At 63.2% G+C, this 23,535-nt stretch carries 22 protein-coding genes; 5 read left to right on the top strand and 17 right to left on the bottom strand.

Annotated elements, in window-relative coordinates:
- Positions 1-4: 4 nt before the first annotated feature.
- The 7 genes from DM373_RS11045 to gcl all read right to left on the bottom strand — a co-directional run bounded on the left by DM373_RS11045 (position 5) and on the right by gcl (position 8,477).
- Positions 5-826 carry an ion transporter gene (locus tag DM373_RS11045; protein ID WP_110993599.1) on the bottom strand — a complete coding sequence of 274 codons (822 nt, stop codon included), beginning with the start codon at positions 824-826 and terminating at the stop codon, positions 5-7.
- 45 nt (positions 827-871) lie between these two features.
- On the bottom strand, positions 872-1,747 hold the full coding sequence (locus DM373_RS11040) for an urea transporter (protein WP_110993598.1): 876 nt from the start codon (positions 1,745-1,747) through the stop codon (positions 872-874).
- A 142-nt stretch (positions 1,748-1,889) separates the two neighbouring features.
- On the bottom strand, positions 1,890-3,305 hold the full coding sequence (gene pyk, locus DM373_RS11035) for a pyruvate kinase (RefSeq protein WP_110993597.1): 1,416 nt from the start codon (positions 3,303-3,305) through the stop codon (positions 1,890-1,892).
- Positions 3,302-4,576 carry a glycerate kinase type-2 family protein gene (locus DM373_RS11030; RefSeq protein WP_110993596.1) on the bottom strand — a complete coding sequence of 425 codons (1,275 nt, stop codon included), beginning with the start codon at positions 4,574-4,576 and terminating at the stop codon, positions 3,302-3,304. Before DM373_RS11030 ends, pyk begins: the two co-directional genes overlap by 4 nt.
- Positions 4,577-4,791: 215 nt before the next feature.
- Positions 4,792-5,685 (bottom strand): 2-hydroxy-3-oxopropionate reductase, encoded by an 894-nt coding sequence (locus DM373_RS11025; RefSeq protein ID WP_023631172.1) that lies wholly within the window; start codon positions 5,683-5,685, stop codon positions 4,792-4,794.
- A gap of 176 nt (positions 5,686-5,861) precedes the next feature.
- Entirely contained in the window at positions 5,862-6,644 is a 783-nt protein-coding gene (gene hyi, locus DM373_RS11020) for a hydroxypyruvate isomerase (protein ID WP_110993595.1), read from the bottom strand.
- A gap of 57 nt (positions 6,645-6,701) precedes the next feature.
- Positions 6,702-8,477 (bottom strand): glyoxylate carboligase, encoded by a 1,776-nt coding sequence (gene gcl, locus DM373_RS11015; protein ID WP_110993594.1) that lies wholly within the window; start codon positions 8,475-8,477, stop codon positions 6,702-6,704.
- A 256-nt stretch (positions 8,478-8,733) separates the two neighbouring features.
- On the opposite strand from gcl, the gene DM373_RS11010 reads away from it, so the two are divergent.
- Complete coding sequence (locus tag DM373_RS11010; RefSeq protein WP_110993593.1) at positions 8,734-9,174, top strand: GlcG/HbpS family heme-binding protein; 441 nt, start codon at positions 8,734-8,736, stop codon at positions 9,172-9,174.
- A gap of 122 nt (positions 9,175-9,296) precedes the next feature.
- Here DM373_RS11010 and DM373_RS11005 read toward each other — a convergent pair whose 3' ends face one another.
- Positions 9,297-9,908, bottom strand: coding sequence for a TetR/AcrR family transcriptional regulator (locus DM373_RS11005; protein ID WP_110993592.1), 612 nt, complete (start codon positions 9,906-9,908; stop codon positions 9,297-9,299).
- Between the two features lie 132 nt (positions 9,909-10,040).
- Between DM373_RS11005 and DM373_RS11000 the strand changes: the two genes are divergently transcribed.
- The gene (locus DM373_RS11000) at positions 10,041-10,949 is read left to right on the top strand and encodes a DUF808 domain-containing protein (RefSeq protein ID WP_110993591.1); all 909 of its coding nucleotides are present in this window, start codon (positions 10,041-10,043) and stop codon (positions 10,947-10,949) included.
- Here DM373_RS11000 and DM373_RS10995 read toward each other — a convergent pair.
- A complete protein-coding gene (locus DM373_RS10995) occupies positions 10,939-12,882 on the bottom strand; it encodes an LTA synthase family protein (protein ID WP_110993590.1) in 1,944 nt (647 codons plus the stop codon). The genes DM373_RS11000 and DM373_RS10995 overlap by 11 nt on opposite strands.
- A gap of 149 nt (positions 12,883-13,031) precedes the next feature.
- On the opposite strand from DM373_RS10995, the gene DM373_RS10990 reads away from it, so the two are divergent.
- Positions 13,032-13,334, top strand: a complete 303-nt coding sequence (locus tag DM373_RS10990; protein WP_110993589.1) for a hypothetical protein — start codon at positions 13,032-13,034, stop codon at positions 13,332-13,334.
- A gap of 74 nt (positions 13,335-13,408) precedes the next feature.
- Here DM373_RS10990 and DM373_RS10985 read toward each other — a convergent pair whose 3' ends face one another.
- The 7 genes from DM373_RS10985 to puuE form a co-directional block, all read right to left on the bottom strand.
- Positions 13,409-14,191 carry an outer membrane protein OmpK gene (locus DM373_RS10985; RefSeq protein ID WP_110993588.1) on the bottom strand — a complete coding sequence of 261 codons (783 nt, stop codon included), beginning with the start codon at positions 14,189-14,191 and terminating at the stop codon, positions 13,409-13,411.
- A gap of 352 nt (positions 14,192-14,543) precedes the next feature.
- Positions 14,544-15,329, bottom strand: coding sequence for an outer membrane protein OmpK (locus DM373_RS10980; protein ID WP_110993604.1), 786 nt, complete (start codon positions 15,327-15,329; stop codon positions 14,544-14,546).
- Between the two features lie 140 nt (positions 15,330-15,469).
- On the bottom strand, positions 15,470-16,825 hold the full coding sequence (locus DM373_RS10975) for a nucleobase:cation symporter-2 family protein (protein ID WP_110993587.1): 1,356 nt from the start codon (positions 16,823-16,825) through the stop codon (positions 15,470-15,472).
- A 209-nt stretch (positions 16,826-17,034) separates the two neighbouring features.
- Positions 17,035-18,354 carry a urate hydroxylase PuuD gene (locus DM373_RS10970; protein WP_110993586.1) on the bottom strand — a complete coding sequence of 440 codons (1,320 nt, stop codon included), beginning with the start codon at positions 18,352-18,354 and terminating at the stop codon, positions 17,035-17,037.
- A 45-nt stretch (positions 18,355-18,399) separates the two neighbouring features.
- Positions 18,400-18,903 carry an ureidoglycolate lyase gene (locus DM373_RS10965; protein ID WP_046856488.1) on the bottom strand — a complete coding sequence of 168 codons (504 nt, stop codon included), beginning with the start codon at positions 18,901-18,903 and terminating at the stop codon, positions 18,400-18,402.
- Positions 18,904-19,012: 109 nt separating this feature from the next.
- Positions 19,013-19,528 carry a 2-oxo-4-hydroxy-4-carboxy-5-ureidoimidazoline decarboxylase gene (uraD, locus tag DM373_RS10960; RefSeq protein ID WP_110993585.1) on the bottom strand — a complete coding sequence of 172 codons (516 nt, stop codon included), beginning with the start codon at positions 19,526-19,528 and terminating at the stop codon, positions 19,013-19,015.
- On the bottom strand, positions 19,528-20,454 hold the full coding sequence (gene puuE, locus DM373_RS10955; RefSeq protein ID WP_110993584.1) for an allantoinase PuuE: 927 nt from the start codon (positions 20,452-20,454) through the stop codon (positions 19,528-19,530). The genes uraD and puuE overlap by 1 nt, the downstream gene beginning before the upstream one ends.
- A 389-nt stretch (positions 20,455-20,843) precedes the next feature.
- On the opposite strand from puuE, the gene uraH reads away from it, so the two are divergent.
- Positions 20,844-21,197, top strand: a complete 354-nt coding sequence (gene uraH / locus DM373_RS10950; protein ID WP_110993583.1) for a hydroxyisourate hydrolase — start codon at positions 20,844-20,846, stop codon at positions 21,195-21,197.
- Between the two features lie 338 nt (positions 21,198-21,535).
- Here the strand turns inward: uraH and dacB are convergent, their stop codons facing one another.
- Positions 21,536-22,999, bottom strand: coding sequence for a D-alanyl-D-alanine carboxypeptidase/D-alanyl-D-alanine endopeptidase (dacB, locus tag DM373_RS10940; protein WP_110993581.1), 1,464 nt, complete (start codon positions 22,997-22,999; stop codon positions 21,536-21,538).
- Between the two features lie 185 nt (positions 23,000-23,184).
- Here dacB and DM373_RS10935 point away from each other — a divergent pair, with 185 nt between their 5' ends.
- Entirely contained in the window at positions 23,185-23,529 is a 345-nt protein-coding gene (locus DM373_RS10935) for a YggL family protein (RefSeq protein WP_110993580.1), read from the top strand.
- The last annotated feature ends 6 nt before the right edge of the window (positions 23,530-23,535 follow it).

Here is a 23,535-nt window from a genome sequence, read left to right as displayed (position 1 = left end):
GATCTCAATGTTTGGGAAACAACGCATTGCCACACCGCGAACAGAACGCCGCGCCATGTTCATGGTGGTTCTTGGCGCAGGTCGGGCAGTCGTGCTGCAACTGCTCCCCACGCAGCGCATTGGCCAGCTCCGCGGTAAAGATCCCGGTGGGCACGGCGATGATCGAATAACCGATGATCATCACCAGCGACGACAGCACCTGCCCCAGCGGCGTTTTCGGCACGATGTCGCCGAAGCCCACGGTGGTCAGGGTGACGATGGCCCAGTAGATGCCCTTGGGGATACTGGTAAAGCCATGCTCGGGGCCTTCGATCACGTACATCAGGGTGCCGAACACGGTAACCAGGGTCGACACGCTGACCAGGAACACGATGATCTTCTGCTTGCTGCCCTGCAGCGCCGCCAGCAGGTAGTGGGCCTGCTTGAGGTAGGGGCTGAGCTTGAGCACGCGGAAGATCCGCAGCATGCGGATGACGCGGATGATCAGCAGGTACTGGGCATCGCTGTAGTACAGGGCGAGGATCCCCGGCACGATCGCCAGCAGGTCCACCAGCCCATAGAAGCTGAAGGCGTAGCGCAGTGGCTTGGGCGAGCAGTACAGGCGGGTGATGTATTCGGCAAGGAAGATCGCCGTGAAGCCCCACTCGATGGCGGCCAGCAGGCCGGCGTAGCCTTGGTGCACATCGTCGATGCTGTCGAGGATCACCGTGACCAGGCTGGCGAGGATGATCAGCAGGAGAATCTGATCGAAGCGTCTTCCAGCTTCGGTGTCGGTCTGGAAGACGATGACGTAGAGCCGCTCGCGCAGGCTTGCAGGGTTATCCATGGGCGCGTTCCATTGTGCAAATGGGCAGAGCCTAGGGGCTGGCTATCAGCTGTGCAAGCGGGGCGCGTTGCGGCGCTGGTTGAGCTGCGCCAGGTGGCTGCCCAGATGCATCAGCCAGCAGGCGACCACGAACGGCGCGGTCAGCCCGGCGATCGGCAGCAGGTTGAACAGCGGCTGCAGCAACAGTGCCAGGGCGATGGCCAGCAACGTCACCCAGGGCTTCTCACCCTGGCGACTGAAGGCCAGGGCCACCAGTGCGGCATTGAAGCCATACAGCCCCAGCCAGGCCCCTTGCGCCTCGCCGGCCAGCAGCGCGACACCGCCACCGATGGTCGAACCGATCACCGCCCAGGTGGCCGCATAGGGGTTGGCAAAGTACATCCCGATGACGATCAGCAACCCGGCCATCGGTTTGTCGAGTAGGAAGATCTGCCCGATGCCGCGCAGCATGGCATACAGCGGGTCGGCCTCGACGTAGCTGTTGGCGGTGGGTTCGGCCAGCAGCAGGGCGGCCCAGCCGAGTAGCACGAAGGGGGCGGTGTAGGCCACCAGCAGCTTGCCACCGCGTTTTCGCCATTGATGGGTGAGCATGCTCGACAGCCCACCGGCGGCGATGATCAGCGGCGGCAGGATGGCCGACCAGGGCAGCACGGCGCTGATCAGGATGCCGATCAGCACACCGTTATAGCAGTACAGCCCGGCCTGGCGGTCGGCGCGGTCATAGCCGCGACGTTGGGCGGTGAGCAGGCCGGCGAGGGCGCCGAGCAGGGTGCCGCCGACCAGCGAAGGGGCGGTCAGCAGGATGGCCAGCAGGCAGCACAGGCCGCACAAGGGGTTGCGCAGCAACAGCACCTGGCTGAAACCGTTGAGCAGCGCCGTGGCCCAGTCAGGGCACGGGTTGACGAAATTTTTGGTGTACATGGGCAGTCGGTAAGGTGAGTGGTCAGCGGTGGGCCTCTTTGGGCCTCGGTTTTCCGCGGGTTCAGGGTTACAGCCATCGCGGGGCAAGCCCGCTCCCACGCTGTGCAACGTGGGAGCGGGCTTGCCCCGCGATTTCTTCAGATCAGACCAAGGTCTCGATCCGCAGCGTATTAGTCGAACCTGGTTTGCCGAAAGGCACACCGGCGGTGATCAACAGCGTGTCGCCGCGGCTGGCCATGCCTTGTGCCTGGGCGATCTCCAGCGCAGTGGAGACCACCTCGTCGACCTGGCGCAGGCGGTCGTTGACCACCGAGTGCACACCCCAGGCCACGCTCAGGCGCCGTGCGGTGTTGAGGTTTGGCGTCAGGTTGAGGATCGGCGCCCGTGGCCGCTCGCGGGCGGCGCGCAGGGTGGAGTTCCCCGACTCGCTGTAGTTGACCAGCACCGCCACCGGCAGGATGCCGCTGATGCGGCGGATCGCGCAGCTGATGGCATCCGACACGGTAGCCTCGGCCTTGGGCCGGCCGACGTCGAGCTGGGCCTGGTAGTCCGGGCCGTTCTCCACCTGGCGGATGATCTTGCTCATCATCTGCACCGCTTCCAGCGGGTAGTCACCCGAGGCGGTCTCGGCCGACAGCATCACCGCGTCCGCACCTTCGGCCACGGCATTGGCCACGTCGGTGACTTCGGCGCGGGTCGGGGCAGGGGAGAAGCGCATGGATTCGAGCATCTGCGTGGCCACCACCACCGGTTTGCCCAGCTGGCGGCAGGTGCCGATGATGGCTTTCTGGATCTGCGGCACGCTCTCGGCCGGTACTTCCACGCCCAGGTCGCCACGGGCGACCATGATCGCGTCGGACAGCTCGGCGATGGCTTGCAGTTGCTCGACCGCCGAGGGCTTCTCGATCTTGGCCATCAGGTAGGCGCGGTCGCCGATCAGCTGGCGCGCCTCGACGATGTCTTCCGGGCGCTGCACGAACGACAGGGCCACCCAGTCCACGCCCAGCTCCAGGCCGAAGGTGAGGTCGCGGCGGTCTTTGTCGGTGAGCGGGGACAGGTCGAGCACCGCTTGCGGCACGTTGACGCCCTTGCGGTCGGACAGCTCGCCGCCGGCCAGCACTTCGGTGTCGATGGCGTCGGCGTGCTTGGCGGTCACCCGCAGGCGCAGCTTGCCGTCATCGAGCAGCAGGTCCATGCCGGGCTCCAGCGCGGCGATGATCTCCGGGTGCGGCAGGTTCACCCGGCGGCTGTCGCCCGGGGTCTTGTCCAGGTCCAGGCGCAGGGCCTGGCCACGCTGCAGTTGCACCTTGCCGTCGGCGAAACGGCCAACGCGCAGTTTCGGGCCCTGTAGGTCCATGAGGATGCCCAGCGGGTAGTTGAGCTGCTGCTCGACTTCGCGGATCCACTGATAGCGCAGGGCGTGATCGGCGTGTTCGCCGTGGCTGAAGTTGAGGCGGAAGATATTCACCCCGGCTTCGACCAGCTGGCGGATGTCATCGATGCCTTTGATCGCAGGCCCGAGGGTGGCGAGGATTTTTACTTTTTTATCAGGCGTCATGATTGCGGAGTCTCGAGGATCAGGATGGCGCGGAAGTCGTTGACGTTGGTGCGGGTCGGCTCGGTGACGATCAGCGCATCGAGGGCGGCGAAGTAGCCGTAGCCGTTGTTGTTGTCCAGCTCGTCGCTGGCCGACAGGCCCAGGGCCTCGGCGCGGGCGTAGCTGTCCGGGGTCATGTAGGCGCCGGCGTTCTCTTCCGAGCCGTCGATGCCGTCGGTGTCACCGGCCAGGGCGTACACGCCCGGCAGGCCCTTGAGGCTTTCGGTGAGGCTGAGCAGGAACTCGGCGTTGCGTCCGCCGCGGCCGTTGCCGCGCACGGTGACGGTGGTCTCGCCGCCGGAGAGGATCACGCACGGGGCCTTCAGCGGCTGGCCATGCAGGACGATCTGCCGGGCGATGCCGGCGTGGACCTTGGCCACTTCCCGCGACTCGCCTTCCAGGTCGCCGAGGATCAGCGGGCTGAAGCCGGCCTGGCGGGCCTTCACGGCGGCGGCCTCCAGCGACTGCTGGGGTTTGGCGATCAGCTGGAAGTGGCTGCGCGCCAGCGCCGGGTCGTCGGCCTTGACGGTTTCGGAGGCCGGGTTGTTGAGCCAGTCGATGACGGCTTTGGGGGCGTCGATGCTGTAGCGCTTGATGATCGCCAGGGCATCGGCCGAGGTGCTCGGGTCGGCCACGGTAGGGCCGGAGGCGATGACCGTGGCCAGGTCGCCGGGTACGTCGGAAATCGCATAGGTGTAGACGGTTGCCGGCCAGCAGGCCTTGGCCAGGCGGCCGCCCTTGATCGCCGAGAGGTGCTTGCGCACGCAGTTCATCTCGCCGATGGTGGCGCCGGACTTGAGCAGCGCCTTGTTGATCTGCTGCTTGTCGGCCAGGGTCAGGCCTTCGGCGGGCAGGGCCAGCAGGGCCGAGCCGCCGCCGGAGAGCAGGAAGATGACGCGGTCGTCTTCAGTGAGGTTGCTGACCAGCTCGAGCACGCGCTTGGCCACGGCCAGGCCGGCGGCGTCGGGGACCGGGTGGGCGGCTTCGACCACTTCGATCTTCTGGCAGTTGGCGCCGTGGCCGTAGCGGGTGACGACCAGGCCTGAGACTTCGCCCTGCCAGCTCTTTTCGACCACTTCGGCCATGGCGGCGGCGGCTTTGCCTGCACCGATGACGATGACCCGGCCGCTGCGGTCGGCGGGCAGGTAGGGTTCGAGGACCTGACGGGGGTGGGCGGCGGCGATGGCTGTGTCGAACAGCTCGCGCAGGAGTTTTTGTGGATCGACCGACATGGCAGGCTCCCAGATTATTGTTGTTCTGCAGAATCAAAAACGCCCCTGGAACTGCCTCCGTGCAGGCCGAACCAGGGGCGGGTGTTGCTCGGGGTCACCGCCTGACACCCAGGCGGTGTGAAATTCATCGCGGGGCAAGTCGCATCGGCGCACCGCCGCTCCCACGCCACTTGATGCTCTTAATCGTGGGAGCGGGCTTGCCCCGCGATTGGGCCTTACTTGTCGTCGCGGATCGAGAAGTTGGCCATGTGCTCCAGGCCTTTGATCAGCGCCGAGTGGTCCCAGTTGCCGCCGCCCAGGGCCTGGCAGGTGTTGAACACTTGCTGGGCATTGGAGGTGTTGGGCAGGTTGATGCCCAGCTCCTTGGCGCCTTGCAGGGCCAGGTTCAGGTCCTTCTGGTGCAGGTTGATGCGGAAGCCTGGGTCGAAGGTGCCTTTGATCATGCGCTCGGCATGTACTTCGAGGATCTTCGAGGAGGCGAAGCCGCCCATCAGGGCCTCACGCACCTTGGCTGGATCCGCGCCGTTCTTGGCCGCGAACAGCAGGGCTTCGGCAACGGCCTGGATGTTCAGGGCGACGATGATCTGGTTGGCGACCTTGGCCGTCTGGCCGTCACCGTTGCCGCCGACGCGGGTGATGTTCTTGCCCATGGCTTCGAACAGCGGCAGGGCGCGTTCGAAGGCTTTCGGGCAGCCGCCGACCATGATGCTCAGGGTGGCGGCCTTGGCGCCGACTTCACCGCCGGACACCGGGGCGTCCAGGTAGGCGGCGCCGGTGGCCTTGATCTTCTCGGCGAAGGCTTTGGTGGCGGTCGGCGAGATCGAGCTCATGTCGATCACGACCTTGTTCGGGCCCACGCCTTCGGCAACGCCGTTTTCACCGAACAGGACGCTTTCGACCTGCGGGGTGTCGGGCACCATGACGATGATGAATTCAGCTTCCTGGGCCACTTCCTTGGGGTTGGCCAGGGCCACGCCGCCGGCGGCGATCAGGTTGGCCGGAGCTGCGTCGTGGTGGGTCGATACGAAGATGCTGTGACCTGCTTTTTGCAGGTTCTGGGCCATGGGGTTGCCCATGATGCCGGTGCCGATGAAACCGATTTTAGCCATGAGAGATTACCTCGTTGTAATTGTTGAATCTCGCTGGAGCAGGCTGTACAGGTCCCTGTGGGAGCGGGTTTACCCGCGAAGCAGGCACTGCGGTGGATGGCACCGGCTTCGCCGGTGTTCGCGGGTAAACCCGCTCCCACAGTGTCCTGTGTTCAACAGGGGCCTGCGCTCAGCCGTTAGATAGCGTTGTGAGTCTTCAGCCAACCCAGACCCGCCTCGGTGGTGGTCTTGGGCTTGTACTCCGCGCCCACCCAGCCCTGGTAACCGATGCGGTCCAGGTGCTCGAACAGGAAGCGGTAGTTGATCTCGCCGGTGCCGGGTTCGTGGCGGCCCGGGTTGTCGGCCAACTGCACGTGGTTGATCAGCGGCAGGTTGGCTTCCAGGGTGCGGGCCAGGTCACCTTCCATGATCTGCATGTGGTAGATGTCGTACTGCAGGAACAGGTTGTCGCTGCCCACTTCGGCCTGGATTTCCAGGGCCTGCTGGGTGGTGTTCAGGTAGAAGCCAGGGATGTCGCGGGTGTTGATCATTTCCATGACCAGGCGGATCCCGGCGGCCTTGAGCTTGTCGGCGGCGTAGCGCAGGTTTTCCACGAAGGTCTTGCGTACGGTGGCGCAGTCCGGGCCTTGCGGGCGGATACCGGCCAGGGCGTTGACCTGGGTGTTGCCCAGCACCTTGGCGTATTCGATGGCCTTGTCGACGCCGGCGCGGAACTCTTCGACGCGGTCCGGGTGGCAGGTGATGCCGCGCTCACCCTTGGCCCAGTCACCGGCCGGCAGGTTGAACAGCACCTGGGTCAGGCCGTGGGCGTCGAGCTGCTGCTTGATCTCGGCGGCGCTGAAATCGTACGGGAAGAGGTATTCGACACCGCTGAAGCCAGCATCGGCGGCGGCCTTGAAGCGGGCCAGGAAGTCCTGTTCGGTGAACAGCATGGACAGGTTGGCAGCGAAGCGAGGCATGGTTGTCTCCTTGCAATGAGGGCCCCCGGCACGCCGGTGCACGGGGGCGTCAGGCAATCAGTCGAGCATCGAGATGGCGGTTGGCGCGTCGTTGCCGACCAGGGCGAGGTCTTCGAACTCGTTGACCGCGTTGATCTCGGTGCCCATGGAAATGTTGGTGACACGCTCGAGGATCACTTCGACCACGACCGGTACGCGGAACTCTTCGGCCATCTTCTGCGCCTTGAGCAGGGCAGGGGCGATCTCGGCCGGTTCGAACACGCGGATGGCCTTGCAGCCCAGGCCTTCGACCACGGCGACGTGGTCGACACCGTAGGTGGCGGCGTCGGTGGAGTTGATGTTCTCGAACGCCAGTTGTACACAGTAATCCATGTCGAAGCCACGCTGCGCCTGGCGGATCAGGCCGAGGTAGGCGTTGTTCACCAGCACGTGGACGTACGGCAGGTTGAACTGCGCACCCACTGCCAGCTCTTCGATCATGAACTGGAAGTCGTAGTCACCGGACAGCGCGACAACCTTGCGTTTCGGGTCGGCCTTGACCACGCCCAGGGCTGCAGGGATGGTCCAGCCCAGCGGGCCGGCCTGGCCGCAGTTGATCCAGTGGCGTGGCTTGTACACGTGCAGGAACTGCGCGCCGGCGATCTGCGACAGGCCGATGGTGCTGACGTAGGTGGTGTCCTTGCCGAACACTTCGTTCATTTCCTGGTACACGCGCTGTGGCTTGACCGGGACGTTGTCGAAGTTGGTCTTGCGCTGCAGGGTCGCCTTGCGCTGCTGGCAGTCTTCCAGCCAGGCCTTGCGGCACTTCAGCTTGCCGGCGGCTTTCCACTCGCGGGCCACTTCAAGGAACACGTCCAGCGCCTTGCCGGCATCGGAGACGATACCCAGGTCCGGGGTGAACACGCGGCCGATCTGGGTCGGCTCGATGTCCACGTGCACGAACTTGCGGCCTTCGGTGTAGACGTCGACGGAGCCGGTGTGGCGGTTGGCCCAGCGGTTGCCGATACCGAATACCAGGTCGGATTTGAGCATGGTCGCGTTGCCGTAGCGGTGCGAGGTCTGCAGGCCGACCATGCCTACCATCAGTGCGTGGTCGTCAGGGATGGTGCCCCAGCCCATCAGGGTCGGGACTACCGGTACGCCGGTCAGTTCGGCGAACTCGACCAGTTTGTCGCTGGCGTCGGCGTTGATGATGCCGCCGCCGGCTACCAGCAGTGGGCGTTCGGCGTCATTGAGCAGGGCCAGGGCTTTCTCGGCCTGCACGCGGGTGGCGGACGGCTTGTTGACCGGCAGCGGCTCGTAGGCGTCGATGTCGAATTCGATCTCGGCCATCTGCACGTCGAACGGCAGGTCGATCAGCACAGGGCCTGGGCGGCCGGTGCGCATTTCATAGAAGGCCTTCTGGAACGCATAAGGCACCTGGCCCGGCTCCAGCACGGTGGTCGCCCACTTGGTCACCGGCTTGACGATGCTGGTGATGTCGACGGCCTGGAAGTCTTCCTTGTGCAGGCGGGCACGCGGCGCCTGGCCGGTGATGCAGAGGATCGGGATGGAGTCGGCCGACGCACTGTACAGGCCGGTGACCATGTCGGTGCCGGCAGGGCCGGAGGTGCCGATGCATACGCCGATGTTGCCCGGGTTGGCGCGGGTGTAGCCCTCGGCCATGTGCGAGGCACCTTCGACGTGGCGAGCGAGGACGTGATCGATGCCACCGACTTTTTTCAGGGCCGAGTAAAGCGGGTTGATCGCGGCGCCAGGAATGCCGAACGCGGTATCTACACCTTCACGGCGCATGACCAGAACGGCTGCATCGATTGCTCTCATTTTGCTCATGGTTTGTGCCTCATCGATTTTGTAATTGTATACAACTTGCTTTGCGACAGAGTGTATTCACGCTTCGACCCAAAGGTCAATCCATTTTCGTCGGCAGGCTCCGATTGGCGCTCGGGCCTTTGAAAAGCGGCATTTCGTCGCAGTTGGTACGATTGCGTCAAATTATTGTATACAAAACATATCTCTGTTGTGTTCTATTCTCCCATCGGTTTTCAACTGCCCTCAGGGCTTCTCACAACAAGAAGAGGACCTTTTCATGAACGCATTGACCCTTAAAGTCGCCGTCGGCGTGGTAAACGCTGCGCTGGCAGCAGGCCGCAACATCAACGCAGCGCCGCTGACCGTGGCGGTGCTGGATGCCGGCGGGCACCTGCTTGCGCTGCAGCGGGAGGATGGCGCCAGCCTGCTGCGCCCGGAGGTGGCCATCGGCAAGGCCTGGGGCGCAGTGGCCCTGGGCAAGGGCTCGCGCCTGCTGGCGCTGGATTCGCAGCAGCGGCCGGCGTTCTATGCCGCGTTGAATGGCTTGGGTGAGCGGTCGGTGGTGCCGGCGCCGGGTGGCGTGCTGATTCGCGATCAGGACGGCAAGGTGCTGGGTGCGGTAGGGATCAGCGGGGATACGTCGGATATCGACGAGCAGTGTGCGATCAGTGCGATCGAGGAGGTGGGGCTGACGGCGGATGCCGGAGTGGCTGCCTGATTCTTTATTGACGCTACCGGCCCATTCGCGGGTAAACCCGCTCCCACAGGCTCACCACAATGCTGAAGGTTGTGGTGAGTCTGTGGGAGCGGGTTTACCCGCGAATGGGCTATCGCCGTGGCTCAGGCCGCCTCGGGCTCGCAGCCCTTCAACACCAGGCGAATGATGGTTTCGGCCGCCGCATCGTAGTCACTGTCGGCCAATTTGGCCTTCCCCGTCACCACGGCAATCTGCCAATCGAAATCCGCGTAGGTCTGTGTCGCCGCCCAGATGCTGAACATCAGGTGGTGCGGGTCGACGTGGGCGATCTGCCCGCGGTCGATCCAGCGCTGGATGCACTCGATGTTGTGCCGGGCCTGCTCGTTGAGCTGCTCGACCTGGCGCGGCGACAGGTGCGGCGCGCCGTGCATGATCTCGCTGGCGAACACTTTCGAGGCGTGGGGCAGGTCGCGGGAAATGAGGATCTTCGAGCGGATATAGGCGCTCAGCACTTCCTTGGGGTCGCCATCGGCGCTGAACGGCGTCGAAGCCTGCATGATCGGCGCGATGATGCTCTCGAGCACCTCGCGGTAGAGGTTTTCCTTCGACTTGAAGTAGTAGTACACGTTCGGCTTGGGCAGGCCGGCCTTGGCCGCGATATCGCTGGTCTTGGTGGCGGCGAAGCCCTTGTCGGCGAATTCTTCACTGGCCGCGCGCAGGATCAGTTCCTTGTTGCGCTCGCGAATGGTGCTCATTGTCGGGGGTCTTCCTCGTGTATGGCCCCCTCCGTGAGGGGTCCGGCATGGTAGCACCCGCCCCGACGGGCGCTCAAGGCAGCGACTTTCGGCTAGAATCCGCAGCACTCAAACCACGGGATACAGGCAAACATGGCAGGAAGCAGTCTACTGGTACTGATCGACGACATCGCCACGGTACTCGACGATGTCTCGCTGATGACCAAGGTCGCGGCGAAAAAGACCGCCGGCGTGCTCGGTGACGACCTGGCGCTCAATGCCCAGCAGGTTTCCGGCGTGCGCGCCGAGCGCGAGATCCCGGTGGTCTGGGCAGTGGCCAAGGGCTCGATGGTCAACAAGGCGATCCTGGTGCCGGCGGCGCTTTTGATCAGCGCGTTCATCCCGTGGGCGGTGACGCCGCTGCTGATGGTCGGTGGCGCCTACCTGTGCTTCGAGGGGTTCGAGAAGCTGGCGCACAAGTTCCTGCACGGCAAGGAAGAGGACGAGGCGCAGCACGAGGCGCGTAAAGCAGCCGTAGCCGATGCCAATGTCGACCTGGTGGCCTTCGAGAAGGACAAGATCAAGGGTGCGGTGCGCACCGACTTCATCCTCTCCGCCGAGATCATCGCCATCACCCTGGGCACCGTCGCCGATGCGCCGCTGACCCAGCAGATCATCGTGCTGTCGGGCATCGCCATTGTCATGACCATAGGTGTGTATGGCCTGGTCGGCGGCATCGTCAAACTCGATGACCTCGGGCTGTGGATGAGCAAGAAGGCCTCGAGCGTCACCCGTGCCGTCGGCAACGGCATCCTGCGCGCGGCGCCATACCTGATGAAGAGCCTGTCGGTGATTGGTACCGCGGCCATGTTCCTGGTCGGCGGCGGCATCCTGGTGCATGGCATTGCGCCGCTGCATCACGCCATCGAGGCCTTCGCCGAAGGCCGGGGCGGGGCGCTGACCGGCGCCTTGCTCAACGGCGTGGCCGGCGTGGTCGCCGGGGCCGTGGTGCTGGCGCTGGTCAGCGCTGCATCGAAGCTATGGCACGCGGTCAGGGGCTGACCGTGACGCGCTTCTCCTGCGGGCGCCAGCTCAGCAGGTTCTGGCTGAAGCCGTAGGCCGCGCTCTGGTAGTAGGCAATGGCCCGGCGGATCAGCGGGTTGTCCACGCCCACCGTGGTCTCATGGCTGTTGCCCAGGGCATCCTGGTGAATCCGCAGGCCGCCGCGTGGGCTGAGGATCGCCAGGTCCTTGCCGTCGTACAGGCCCAGGTGCTGGTAGTTGCCGATCAGTACCCGGGGTGGCAAGTCGTCGCCCTTGAGCAGGTCGCGGCCGAAGAAGGTCGAGGTGTAGCTCAGGTTGAGCAGGCCGAGCAGGGTCGGCGCCAGGTCGATCTGGCTGGCCAGGGTCGGGTTCTCGGCCGGTTCGATCATCTTCGGTGCATAGATCCACAGCGGAATCTGATAGTTGGCGACCGGCAGGTCCTCTTTGCCGGCGCTACCGGCTGTGTGGTCGGCGACGAAAATGAACAGGGTATTGTCGAACCAGGGCTTTTTGCGGGCCTGTTGCAGGAACTGGTCGATGGCGTAGTCGGTGTACTTCACCGCACCTTCGCGACCGTCACCTGAGGGGATGTCGATACGCCCCTCGGGGTAGGTGTAAGGGCGGTGGTTGGAGGTGGTCATCAACTGCAGGAAGAACGGCTTTTGCGTGGCGTGGTCGGCATCGGCCAGCTTGATCGCCTGGCGATACAGGTCTTCGTCGGCCATGCCCCAGGCATTCTTGAAGCTGATTTCGCTTTCATCGACGCTGCTCTGGTCGACGATGCGATAGCCGTTGCCGCTGAAGAACGCGTTCATGTTGTCGAAGTAGCCGCGCCCGCCATAGACGTAGACCGCGTCGTAACCCACGGCCGCCAATTGCTGGCCAAGGCTGGCGTAGCCGCTTTCGCGGCCGATGCGCTTGACGATCGAGCGCCCGGGGGTGGGCGGGATCGACAGGGTGATGGCTTCCAGGCCACGGTCGGTGCGCGTGCCGGTGGCGTAGAAATTGTTGAAATACAGGCTCTGCTTGCGCAGCACGTCGAGGTTGGGCGTGAGGTTGCGCGGGTCGCCGTTGCTGCCCATGTACTTGGCGCTGAAGCTTTCGATGGTCACCAGGATGATGTTGGGCGTGCGCTGCGGGCCACTGGCGCTGATGTGGCGGCGGATGTCCTGGGGCTCGCGCAGGTCGAAGCGGGCATTGGCGGCGGCCAGTTCGTGGTGCATCTGGGCACCGACGTCATCGGCGCCGAGGGTGGCGTAGAACTGGGTGTAGTCCAGCTCGTTGTTGCGAAAGGCAGCGAAGAACTGGTATGGGCCGTTGCTGGACAGCTCGCGCTGGTAGGCGTTGCCATCCGGGTTGCGCGGGAACTGCTGGTCGATGATCAGTACCGAGGCGCCGCACAGTACCGCCAGCACGGCAACGCCGGCCAGGCGCTGGCGCCCGTTGGCAGGCGCTGCGGACAGTGCGCCGAGCAGTGGCTTGCGCAGCAGCAGGCAGAGCACCACGGCAGCCACCGCGAGGCTGCCGAACAGCGTTGGCAGGGGGTACGACTCGCGGATGTTGTCCAGCACTTCCTTGGAATACACCAGGTAGTCGACGGCGATGAAGTTGAAGCGCACGCCGAACTCGTCCCAGAACAGCCATTCGGCCACGGCGACGAACAGCATCACGAACAGGCTGACGGCCAGCACGCCCTGCATCAACCAGCGGTGTGCCCGGGTGCGCCACAGCGACGCTGGGCACAGGGCCAGGTAGAGGCCCAGCGGCAGGGCGGCATAGATGAGGAAACTGAGGTCGTACAGCGCGCCGGTGAAAAATACCGCGAAGTAGTTACCGCTGAACTCGTCTGCGTGAGCCAGCAACAGGACCAATCGGGTCAGCAGAAAAACGCCGAACCAGGTAGAACACAAAAGTATGAGGAAGCGCCAGGGGGCGGCGAGAGGTGCACGCATGAGTTCTGCCTATGTCCTTATTGGGTGCAGGAAAGCAGGCAGGGTATCGGAGTGTTTGCAAAAGTTTTGTCAAAATTTCGCTGTATGCTGAGTGAATTTTCACCTTTATAGTTCAGGCCATTCTTTTTCAATAATGGCGAGGGCTAAACATGTTTGGCAATGTGTTGACCTACGATGCCTATCATCTTGCGCTATACCTGCTCACCGCGCTGGCCTGGGGCGTGCTGGGCCTGTGGTTCCTGATGAGTGGCGTGGGCGTCGGGGCGTTGCTCAGGTGTTGCGCCATGTTTGGCGTGGCGCTGCTGATCAATGGATTCATGCTGATGCTGGATATCTGGCGGGTGCTTGACCACGCTCAGGTTGAGGCTGGTTTGTTGGCGGTAGGCGTGGTTTTGCCAATAATGCTGATATTGATTTACAGGACAGGTTTTTCAAAAGTAAGAAAAGGCTGAGTTATATGTAGGTTTATTCCTACATGCTCTAACGAAACAGCGCCTCAATTAGAGGCGCTGTTTCGTTTCAGTCATCAGAAGTGCACTTTCACCAACAGGCTGGCGGTGTTCTGGTCGGTGGTGAAGGCGTCGCTGTCCTTGATGCCGTACTTGTTCTTCCAGTAGTCGTACTCGATACCGACGTACAGCTGCTTCTCACCCAGGTGCAGCGCTTTACCCAGGTCGTACTTGATCTGCGGGTTGAAGTGCAGGTTGGCCTGGTAGGTGCCGCGACGGTTCTCGTCGTTGTCCACCACCCAGTCCATGAAGCCGTCGATCAGCACGTCGGACGAACCCACAGGGATGGTGTAGGACCACACCGGGGTGATCTGCCAGACGTTGTCGCCCGGGCGGCTGCCGTCGGTGGTGCGCTGGTAGAAGTTCAGCTGGAAGTAGTCGAAGCCCGGGATGGCCAGGTCGAAGCCTGGGCCGATCAGGTAGGACTCGGTGTCACCCTCGCCGAACTCGTAGGTCATGGCCAGCAGCACGTCCTTGACCGGGCCGAACTCGATCTTCTGGTCGAAGATCTTGCCGAACGACAGGCGTGGGCTGAACTCGCCGTAGTAGGTGTTCGGGCCGTTACTGGCGTCCTTCTTGCCCTGGTAGAAGATCTTGTCGAGGAAGAAGAAGTTGTCGCCGTACTTCCAGGCATCGGCGTGCTCGAAGGTCACCGTCTGCTGGATTTCGGGGTTGACCTTGAAGTTCTTGCCCCACAGGTAGGTCAGGCTGTTGTTCTGCCACTGCAGCAGGTCACCGGCTTGGCTGGCGCCACAGGCCAGCAGGCCGCCAGCGAGGATCAGGCTATTGATGATGCGCATTGCGTGTGTCGCTCCCTTGATTGGATCTGTTGTCAGCGCTCGGGCGCTGTTTTTTGTCTTTTGAGTCAGCTTTTTTCGATTGGCCACAGCTGTTTGGCAAGAGCTGCGCCAACTTTTCCGGGTTGGCCACAACCATCCTGCTCGACGTCTTGCTGAACGGATGAACATGGTTCTTTCAGGCTGGCAACACGTTGACCAACCGCCCGAATTAATTGACTGAGCGGTCAGCAAACGTGGGCAGGATCCTTCCTGCCCCGATCGAGGGGGCGCGCAGATTACTGGCTTGCGCGCCGGTCCTCAAGTGCTCCGTCCTGGAGCACGGTGTTACAAAGTTGTGCGTTTGGTCAGGTTATCAGAAGTGGACCTTGATCAGGGCACTGGCGACGCTCTGATTGCTTTCCAGGTTGCCGCGGCTGTCGATGCCGTATTTGTCCTTCCAGTAGCTGTACTCGAAGCCCACGTAAAGCTGCTTGGCACCCAGGTTCAGGGCCTTGCCCAGGTCGTATTTGACCTGTGGGTTGAAGTGCAGGTTGGAATGGTAGGTGCCACGGCGGGTCTGGTCGTTGTCGGTGACCCAGTCCATGTAGCCATCGATCAGAATGTCGGAGCGGCCCACGGGAATGGTGTAGGACCAACCGGGGGTGATCTGCCAGACGTTGTCGCCCGGGCGGCTGCCTTCGGTGTTGCGCAGGTAGAAGTTCAGGGTGAAGTAGTTGAAGCCGGGAACGTTCAGGTCGAAGCCGGGGCCGATCAGGTAGGCCTCGTTGTCGCCTTCGCCGCGTTCGTAGGTCATGGCCAGCAGCACATCCTTGACCGGGCCGAAGCCCAGGTTGCGGTCGAGGATCTTGCCGAACGACAGGCGCGGGCTGAACTCGCCGTAGTAGGTGGTCACGCCTTTGCTCGGGTCGGGCTTGCCGTTGTAGAAGATCTTGTCGACGAACAGGAAGGTGTCGCCGTACTTCCACTTGTTGGCGTGCTCGAAGGTGATGGTCTGCTGGATATCGGGGTTGACCTTGAAATCCTTGCCATACAGGTAGGTCAGGCTTTCGCCGTGCCACTGCAGCCATTCGCCGGCGTGGGAGGGGAGGGTGGCCAGCAGGCTGCTGCCCAGCAACAGCGAGGAAGTGATGCGCTTCATGTTGTGTTTCCCGGACTTATTGTTTTTGTTGGCGGTTTTTTCGGCGCGCAGGCGCCCCGGGCGGCCCATTCCGGCGGGCCGACGGTCGTGCGGTTACTGCAGGTGGTAAGCGGGGCGGCAAACGCTGCCGCCCCTGGTCCTCAATGCTGGTGGCAGGCGTCGTTGTGCGCGGCGCGATCAGCGCCACCGAGGATGTTGAACAGCAGGTTCAGCACCAGGGCGCTGAGGGTGGCCATGGCAATGCCACTGTGGGTGATGGGTTCCATCCAGTGCGGCATCTGCGCGAAGAACTCCGGGCGAACCACGGGGATCAGGCCCAGGCCGACGCTGACCGCAACCAGCAGCTGGTTGCGACGGTCGGAGATGTCCGCTTCCTGGAGGATCTTGATCCCGGTGGCGGTGACCATGCCGAACATGGCGATGGATGCGCCGCCCAGTACAGCAGGCGGGATCGAGGCGATCAGGAAGGCCGCCTTGGGCAGCAGGCTGAGCAGGATCAGCAACCCGCCGGCCATCACCGTGACGTAACGGCAGCGCACCCCGGTCATCTGCACCAGGCCGATGTTCTGGGCGAACGAGGAGTGGGTGAAGGTGTTGAAGAACCCGGCGATGAACGATGCCCCGGCGTCGCACAGCAGGCCGCGACGGAGCATCCCCGGGGTGACTTCACGGTCGGTGACCTTGCCCAGGGCGAGGAACATGCCGGTGGATTCGACGAAGATGATCACCACCACCAGGCACATCGACAGGATCGGCGCCAGGCTGAAGGTCGGCATGCCGAAGTGCAGGGGGGTGACCACCTGCAGCCAGGGCGCCTCGTTCAGGCCGGACAGGTCGACCATGCCGATGGAGCCGGCGAGGATGTAACCCAGGCCCATGCCCACCAGCACCGAAACGTTTACCCAGAAACCGCGCATGAAGCGGTTGATCAGCAGGATCACCGACAGCACCAGGGCGGCGACCATCAGGTAGATCGGCGAGCCGAAGGTCTCGGCTTCATGGCCACCACCGGCCCAGTTGACCGCCACCGGGAACAGCGACAGGCCAATGGAGGTGATGACCGTGCCGGTCACCAGGGGTGGGAAGAAACGCACGACCTTGGACATGAACGGCGCGATCAGCATGCCGAAGAACCCGGCGGCGATGGTCGCGCCGAAGATCCCCTGCAAACCGACGCCCGGCATGCCGGCCATGGCCACCATGCTGCCGACGGCGGCGAAGCTGGCGCCCATCATGACTGGCATGCGGATGCCGACCGGGCCGATACCGAAGGATTGGATGATGGTGGCAACGCCGGCGACCAAGAGGTCGGCGTTGATCAGGAAGGCGACTTCCTCGCGGGACAGGCCGGCGGCCTGGCCGATGATCAGCGGCACGGCAATGGCGCCACCGTACATCAGCAGAACGTGTTGCAAACCCACCAGGATCAGCTGGAACAGGGGCAGGGGCTGTCGTGGCGGCGCAACAGGAATGTACGCCTTGGGTGACTCGGACATGCAGCACCTCGAGTTTTGTTTTTATTCTCGGATCCAAGCGTCGGCTTCAAGCGGCAGGCCCGATGAAGGCGACCTGAGGTTCCCGCTTGAAATCGAACGCTCGATGCTTGCTTGTTGCGTAGATCGTGAAGCTGAGGCCGGGATTGCCGGCCTCATCGCGGGTCAAGTCGAAACGTCGCACCGCCGCTCCCACACAGTTGCGGGTTGGATCAGTTGACCTGGGCGCCTTTGGCGATCCAGTCGCCGACCAGCTTGCGTTCTTCAACGGTCATCTGGGTGATGTTGCCCAGCGGCATGATCTGGCTGGCGACGGCCTGCGCTTGAATGCGCGCGGCCTGGGCCTGGATCTGCTGCGGGGTGTCGAACATCACGCCGGCAGGGGCGGCGCTGAACAGTGGGCTGGTCGGCTTGGACGAGTGGCACACGGTGCAGCGTTCCTGGATGACGTTGTGGATCTTGTCGAAACCGCCGGTGGCTGCCTGGGCGCTGGCCTGGGCAGGTGCTGCGGCAGGTGCTTCGGCAGGCTTTGCAGCCTCCTCGGCGCGCAGCTCGGCGGCGGTCTTGCCACCCACGGCCGTGGCCGGCAGCGGCTGGTACTCGACCTTGGCGGCGGCCTGCTCAGGGGCGGTCGGCAGCGGCTTGGGGCCGGTCACGTAGGCCAGGCAGATCATCGCCAGGGCGCCGACAGGCAGGGTCCAGGCGTACTTGTTGCTGTCGTGGCGGGTGTTGAAGTAGTGACGGATCAGTACCGCGGCCACCGCGATCCCGGCCAGGATCAGCCAGTTGTACTGGCTACCGTAGGTGCTCGGGAAGTGGTTGCTGATCATGATGAACAGCACCGGCAGGGTGAAGTAGTTGTTGTGGCGCGAGCGCAGCAGGCCCTTGGCCGGCAGTACCGGGTCGGGGGTCTGGTTGTTCTCGATGGCCGCCACCAGCTGGCGCTGGGCCGGCATGATGATGCGGAACACGTTACCGACCATGATGGTGCCGATGATCGCGCCGGTGTGCAGGTAGGCGCCGCGGCCGCTGAACACCAGGCTGAAGCCCCAGCATGCGGCGATGATCAGCACGAACAGCACGCCACCCAGCAGGGCCGGTTTCTTGCCCAGGGGCGAGTCGCAGAGGAAGTCGTAGACGAACCAGCCGGCGATCAGCGAACCGATACCGATGGCCACGCCTTCGGCACCGCTCAGGGTGCTGCCGGGGGCCAGCAGGTACAGGGCCGGGTTCCAGTAGAACACCACGCACAGCAAGGCGATCCCGGACATCCAGGTGAAGTAGGCTTCCCATTTGAACCAGTGCAGGTTCTCGGGCATTTTCGGTGGCGCGAGCTTGTATTTTTCCAGGTGGTAGATACCGCCACCGTGGATGGCCCAAAGGTCACCCGACAACCCATCGCGCGGGTTGCTTCGGTTCAGGTGGTTCTCCAGCCAGACGAAGTAGAACGATGCACCGATCCAGGCGACGCCGGTGATCATGTGAACCCAGCGAATGCTCAGGTTCAGCCATTCGTGAAGGTGTGCTTCCACAGTATTTACCTCTCGCCGGTCACCACATAGATGACCGACCCTTTCTTATTGGTGGGGATTGAGGATCAGCATCTGTTCCTCGGGGAAGTAATGCTCATCGCAGTTGTTGCCAGAACCACTGCGATCAACCACCAGGAAATCATCCCGCTTTTCGATCGTAAGCACCGGGTGGTGCCAAACGCCGCGATGGTAATTGATGCCCTGCCTGCCGTTGCTGCGGAAGGCGCGGACCAAGCCTGATACAGGTGCATCGCCAACTGGCGCGACCACGATCAGAAAGGGGTTGCCGAGCAGCGGGATGAAAGCCTGGCTGCCCAGCGGATGGCGTTCCAGCATGCGCACGGTCAGCGGCATTTCCAGCGCGTCGGCGCGGAAGATGCTGATGATCGCCTTGTCCTCAGGCTCGGCGGTCTCGACCGTGGCGAGCTTGTGGAAGCGCATGGTCGAGCCGTTGTTGATCATGAAGTGGTCGCTGCCGTCGGTTTCGATCACATCTCCGAACGGGGCGAAGGCTTCTTTGGTCAGGGGCTCGATCATCAGGGTGCGCATGCGGTTATCTCTTCTATGTTCGTTGTTCTTGATTTGGGTGGACTGGCGGGTCAGGCCTGGCCCTGGGTACGGACGCGTCACGCACTCGGGCCAGGCCTGGGCACAATCCTCAAAGCTGCAGCAGGCGGAACAGGGCGATCAGGTTGATCTGCGCCAGGGCTTCCTTGAACTCGGCATCCTTGTCGTTGTGGATGCGTTTTTCGAAGGAGGCGAGGATCTGGTGCCGGTTGCTGCCCTTGACCGCCATGATGAACGGGAACTGGAACTTGGCTTTGTAGGCGTCGTTCAGTTCGGTGAAACGGGCGAACTCTTCGGCGGTGCACTGGTGGATACCGGCGCCGGCCTGCTCGTTGGTGCTCGATTCGGTCAACTCGCCCTGTACGGCGGCTTTGCCGGCCAGGTCCGGGTGAGCGTTGATCAGGGCCAGTTGGTCGCTGTGGTTGGCGCTGAGCAGGATGTCGCTCATGCGCTGATGCAGCGCTTCGATCTCGTCCAGTTCAGCCAGTTGGCCGAGGTCGTAGGCTTTTTCGGCGACCCACGGCGAGTGCTCGTAGATGTCGGCGAAGGCTTCGACGAAGGCGGCGCGGTCCAGGCTGGACGGTTTGAGGGTCTTGAAGGCGGTCATCAGGCGTTCTCTTTCTTGTACGGGTGGGTGGCGTGCCAGTGGCGGGCGATGTCCACGCGACGGGCGAACCAGACCTGCTCATGGCTCTTGGCGTAATCGACGAAGCGCTTGAGCGCAGCCAGCCGCGCCGGGCGGCCGACCAGGCGGCAGTGCAGGCCGATGGAGAGCATTTTCGGGGCTTCGGCGCCTTCGGCGTACAGCACGTCAAAGGCGTCCTTGAGGTACTGGAAGAACTGCTCGCCGCAGTTGAAACCCTGTACCTGGGTGAAGCGCATGTCGTTGGTGTCCAGGGTGTAGGGGATCACCAGGTGCGGCTTGCCGGTCGGGTTGTTCGGTTCCCAGTAGGGCAGGTCGTCGTCGTAGGTGTCGCTGTCGTAGAGGAAGCCGCCTTCCTCCATCACCAGGCGCCGGGTGTTCGGGCCGGTGCGGCCGGTGTACCAGCCCACCGGGCGCTCGCCGGTCAGTTCGGTGAGGATGCGGATGGCTTCGAGCATGTGCTCGCGCTCTTGCGCTTCTTCCATGTTCTGGTAGTCGATCCAGCGGTAGCCGTGGCTGCAGATCTCGTGGCCGGCCTCGGCCATGGCACGGATCACGTCGGGGTGGCGCTGGGCGGCCATGGCCACGGCGAAGACGGTCAGCGGCACGCCGCTGTCCTTGAACAGCTTGAGCAGGCGCCATACACCGGCGCGGCTGCCGTATTCATAGAGCGATTCCATGCTCATGTTGCGTTGGCCCTGCAGCGGCTGGGCGGCAACCATTTCAGACAGGAAGGCCTCGGACTCTTTGTCGCCGTGCAGGATGTTGCGCTCGCCACCTTCTTCGTAATTGAGCACGAAGGACAGTGCAATGCGGGCATTCCCCGGCCATTGCGGATGAGGTGGGTTGTTGCCGTAACCGATCAGGTCGCGAGGGTAGTCAGCGCTCACTGCAGTCTTCCTTCTTGTACGTTAGTGCGGTTGGTGGGCGGGCCGCGTCGGGATGTCGCACCACCGGATGGGCTGATTGTATACAACTTCTTAAATACTTTGTAAGCCTGTTTTTCCGCATTTCTTCCCATTTGTCGCCCTGAAGCAGCTTGCAAGAAACCTGCCTGATTGGTCAGCTAATGACGTTGACCCCTGCTTGCTGCCTGTCTTTGCGATTGGTGGCTTGTTTTCAGGGGGTGAGCGGGCGGGCTGGGAGAAGGGTTTAAAAAATTGTGTACAATTTTTTGAGAAACTGTCTTAATGGCGTCATTCCCGCACACCGCTGGCCCCCGTGCCCGGTGCATGCCGTGTATTTTTTGCCCACGCATACGACAAGAGGCGACAAGCAAATGGGACGTTTGACCACACACGTACTGGACGCCGCGCATGGCTGCCCGGGCAGCTCGATCAAGGTTGAGCTGTACCGTGTCGAAGGCCAGCAGCTGGAGTTGATCAACACCGTGCTGACCAACAGCGATGGCCGCGTCGACGCACCGCTGTTGCAGGGTGACGACTATCGCACCGGCGTTTACCAGCTGCAGTTCAGCGCTGGCGATTATTACCGCGCTCGCGGCGTGCAACTGCCCGCCGCGGCGTTCCTTGACGTTGTCGTGCTGCGCTTTGGCATCGACGAGCAGCAAGAGCACTACCATGTGCCGCTCTTGATCTCGCCGTACAGCTACTCGACCTATCGTGGAAGCTAGTTGGTCGCTAGAAGAATCTTCGTAGGTCCTTGCCCGCTCTCACACTGGCGGGCTTTTTTTTGCCTGTCTGTTGGAGCGGCGCAATTCCTGTGGGAGCGGGTTTACCGGAGTGCCGGACCACCGCGAAGCAGGCGGCGCGATGGATGGCACCGGCTCTGCCGGTGTTCGCGGGTAAATCGCAGCGGCGAACCGCCGCTCCCACAGGATGCGCGCCGCTTTGACGCCAAGCGTTGTAACTGTAGGGGCGCAGCCTGTGATGAGTTAAACGCAGGCAGATACGACAAAGGGGCGCCATGCGCCCCTTTGTCGTTTGCTCGTGCAAGCCGTTCAGGCCGGCATCAGGGCGCGATGCCCGCCGTGCCGTTGGCCAGCTTCGGTTGCCGGTAGAGGTCCAGCAATACCTGGTCCAGCACCTGCGAGGCACCCCAGGGTTTGGGGTCGTTGAGGATGGCTGCGACCGCCCAGGTGTTGCCATTGCTGTCGCGGCTGAAACCAGCGATCGCGCGGACGGTATTGAGGGTGCCGGTCTTGATATGGGCCTCGCCGCTCATGGCTGTGCGCTTGAGGCGCTTGCGCATGGTGCCATCCATCCCCACCAGTGGCATGGAGCTGATGAATTCGGCGGCGTACGGGCTGTTCCAGGCAGCCTGCAGCAGTGCGGCCATCTCGCGAGTGCTGACCCGTTCGGCGCGGGACAGGCCCGAGCCGTTCTCCATCACCAGGTGCGGCGCGGTGATGCCTTTCTTCGCCAGCCACTGACGCACCACGCGCTGGGCGGCACGGGCATCGTCGCCATCGGCGTCGGTACGGAACTGCGCGCCGAGGCTGAGGAACAGCTGCTGGGCCATGGTGTTGTTGCTGTACTTGTTGATGTCGCGGATCACCTCGACCAGGTCCGGCGAGAAGGCCCGGGCCAGCAGGCGGGCGCTCTTGGGCACGTTCTCGATGCGGTCGGCGCCCTGAATGCTGCCGCCCAGCTCGTTCCAGATGGCCCGCACGGCTCCGGCGGCATAGGTCGGGTGGTCCAGCAGCGACAGGTAAGTCTGCGAGTTGCAGCCTTCGGCCAGTTGGCCGCTGACCGTCACGCTGACGCCGTCGGCCTGGGTCACCGGGTTGTAGCGCACTTCGCCGGTGCACTGCTTGCCCGCCACGGCCTTGACCTGGTTGTCGATGCGGATGCTGGCGATCGGCGGTTCGACCGCCACCGTGACCTTGCCGCCGTCGTTGCGGGCAACGAAGCGCAGCGCCTTGAGGTTGACCAGCAGCGAATCGGGCTTGACCAGGAACGGCTTGTTGTCGTCGCCGCCGTCGTCATTGAACTGTGGCAGGTTGGGCTGCACGAAATGGCTGCGGTCAAGGACCAGGTCGCCGGTCACGGTGCGCACGCCGTTGGCGCGCAGGTCGCGCATCAGCAGCCAGAGTTTTTCCATGTTCAGCTTGGGGTCACCGCCGCCCTTGAGGTAGAGGTTGCCGTTGAGCACCCCGTTGCTCAGGGTGCCGTCGGTGTAGAACTCGGTCTTCCACTGGAAGGTGGGGCCCAGCAGCTCGAGCGCGGCGTAGGTGGTGACCAGTTTCATGGTCGAGGCCGGGTTCACCGAGACGTCGGCATTGAACACGGTCGCGGTGCCGGGGCCGTTGAGCGGCAGCATCACCAGGGACAGGGCGGAGTCCTGCAGCTTGTTGGTCTTGAGGGCCTGCTGCACCTTGGCTGGCAAGCTGGTGTTGACGGCGGCGGCCTGGCTGGGCAGGGCGAGTGGCAGGAGCAGGCCGGCGAGCAATAGTGGGCGGAGCGTCTTGATCATGGATAGATGAACCCTGCAGGCGAGGGAAAAAGAACATGGGGCTGTAAGAATGATGGCCCCAGCACGAAAACAAGTGCGCATTATGCCCCAAGCGCACGCCGTATGCGCCCCGTTCGACACAAATGCGCCGCTGCTCGCCGGAAACTGGTAAAGTGCCGCGCGTTAATACTTGAGAGGATTGTTTCATGGCTACCAACCGTTCCCGTCGCCTGCGCAAGAAACTGTGCGTGGATGAATTCCAGGAGCTGGGTTTCGAACTGAACCTGGGTTTCAAGGAAGACCTGTCCGATGAAGCCATCGATGCCTTCCTCGACGCCTTCCTGACTGAAGCCATGGACGCCAACGGCCTGGACTATGTCGGTGGCGATGACTTCGGCCTGGTCTGCAAGGCCACCCGTGGCTCGGTGGAAGAAGCGCAGCGCGCTGCTGTCGAAGCCTGGCTCAAAGGCCGCAGCGAACTGACCAACATCGAAGTCAGCCCGCTGCTGGACGCCTGGTACCCGGAAAAGCCGATCAACCCGGCTTCCTGATCCGTG

The organism is Pseudomonas sichuanensis (assembly GCF_003231305.1).
In the GTDB taxonomy this organism is placed as follows: domain Bacteria; phylum Pseudomonadota; class Gammaproteobacteria; order Pseudomonadales; family Pseudomonadaceae; genus Aquipseudomonas; species Aquipseudomonas sichuanensis.
The sequence above is the reverse complement of the archived record's forward strand: the minus strand, read 5'-3'. Positions and strand labels throughout refer to the sequence as shown.

Bases quoted from the DNA above. Each gene is read 5' to 3' on its own strand.
- DM373_RS11045 (WP_110993599.1), bottom strand. From the start codon at position 826: ATGGATAACCCTGCAAGCCTGCGCGAGCGGCTCTACGTCATCGTCTTC.
- DM373_RS11040 (WP_110993598.1), bottom strand. From the start codon at position 1,747: ATGTACACCAAAAATTTCGTCAACCCGTGCCCTGACTGGGCCACGGCG.
- pyk (WP_110993597.1), bottom strand. From the start codon at position 3,305: ATGACGCCTGATAAAAAAGTAAAAATCCTCGCCACCCTCGGGCCTGCG.
- DM373_RS11030 (WP_110993596.1), bottom strand. From the start codon at position 4,576: ATGTCGGTCGATCCACAAAAACTCCTGCGCGAGCTGTTCGACACAGCC.
- DM373_RS11025 (WP_023631172.1), bottom strand. From the start codon at position 5,685: ATGGCTAAAATCGGTTTCATCGGCACCGGCATCATGGGCAACCCCATG.
- hyi (WP_110993595.1), bottom strand. From the start codon at position 6,644: ATGCCTCGCTTCGCTGCCAACCTGTCCATGCTGTTCACCGAACAGGAC.
- gcl (WP_110993594.1), bottom strand. From the start codon at position 8,477: ATGAGCAAAATGAGAGCAATCGATGCAGCCGTTCTGGTCATGCGCCGT.
- DM373_RS11010 (WP_110993593.1), top strand. From the start codon at position 8,734: ATGAACGCATTGACCCTTAAAGTCGCCGTCGGCGTGGTAAACGCTGCG.
- DM373_RS11005 (WP_110993592.1), bottom strand. From the start codon at position 9,908: ATGAGCACCATTCGCGAGCGCAACAAGGAACTGATCCTGCGCGCGGCC.
- DM373_RS11000 (WP_110993591.1), top strand. From the start codon at position 10,041: ATGGCAGGAAGCAGTCTACTGGTACTGATCGACGACATCGCCACGGTA.
- DM373_RS10995 (WP_110993590.1), bottom strand. From the start codon at position 12,882: ATGCGTGCACCTCTCGCCGCCCCCTGGCGCTTCCTCATACTTTTGTGT.
- DM373_RS10990 (WP_110993589.1), top strand. From the start codon at position 13,032: ATGTTTGGCAATGTGTTGACCTACGATGCCTATCATCTTGCGCTATAC.
- DM373_RS10985 (WP_110993588.1), bottom strand. From the start codon at position 14,191: ATGCGCATCATCAATAGCCTGATCCTCGCTGGCGGCCTGCTGGCCTGT.
- DM373_RS10980 (WP_110993604.1), bottom strand. From the start codon at position 15,329: ATGAAGCGCATCACTTCCTCGCTGTTGCTGGGCAGCAGCCTGCTGGCC.
- DM373_RS10975 (WP_110993587.1), bottom strand. From the start codon at position 16,825: ATGTCCGAGTCACCCAAGGCGTACATTCCTGTTGCGCCGCCACGACAG.
- DM373_RS10965 (WP_046856488.1), bottom strand. From the start codon at position 18,903: ATGCGCACCCTGATGATCGAGCCCCTGACCAAAGAAGCCTTCGCCCCG.
- uraD (WP_110993585.1), bottom strand. From the start codon at position 19,528: ATGACCGCCTTCAAGACCCTCAAACCGTCCAGCCTGGACCGCGCCGCC.
- uraH (WP_110993583.1), top strand. From the start codon at position 20,844: ATGGGACGTTTGACCACACACGTACTGGACGCCGCGCATGGCTGCCCG.
- dacB (WP_110993581.1), bottom strand. From the start codon at position 22,999: ATGATCAAGACGCTCCGCCCACTATTGCTCGCCGGCCTGCTCCTGCCA.
- DM373_RS10935 (WP_110993580.1), top strand. From the start codon at position 23,185: ATGGCTACCAACCGTTCCCGTCGCCTGCGCAAGAAACTGTGCGTGGAT.